Origin of the sequence: Micromonospora echinofusca, assembly GCF_017614955.1 — a bacterium.
GTDB classification, from domain to species: domain Bacteria; phylum Actinomycetota; class Actinomycetes; order Mycobacteriales; family Micromonosporaceae; genus Micromonospora; species Micromonospora echinofusca_A.
This window is the reverse complement of sequence record NZ_WVUH01000760.1, coordinates 1-402: the sequence shown is the minus strand read 5'-3', so window position 1 is coordinate 402 and position 402 is coordinate 1. Positions and strand designations below refer to the sequence as shown.

Annotated in this window: 1 pseudogene; it reads right to left on the bottom strand. The window is 60.4% G+C overall.

The window, feature by feature from the left end:
* Positions 1-348, bottom strand: a pseudogene (locus tag GSF22_RS34270) (hypothetical protein); the annotation flags it as partial.
* Positions 349-402: the final 54 nt, after the last annotated feature.

Genomic DNA, 402 nt, shown 5'->3' with positions numbered 1-402 from the left:
GGCTTCTACACCCAGAACCCAAGCACCGGTCTGCCAGTTCGCGCCGATCTGAAGACCGCCGATAGCGCCGGCCGGATCGAGGCGGCGATTGCTCAGCGCCACAAACTCGTTCCTGAACGCTACGCCTTCCACGGCCCAGCTGCTGGTGGGATCGAGCACGGTGCCGAGATCCGACTGCCCCCAAGCGTAACCCGCATTCACGCCCACGTAAAAACCGGTCCAGTTATAGACGGCTACGGCGGTCGCTGGTGCCTTGAAGGGCCGGGCCGCGAGATCTGCAGCGCTTGCCGAGCCGACGGTTGCAAATCCAATTCCTGCAACCAGGATGGTCCTCCAAGCCAATTTCATGGCATTCCCCCTAGATCAACAATCGATCAAGTCAGGACACGACCGTAACATTGT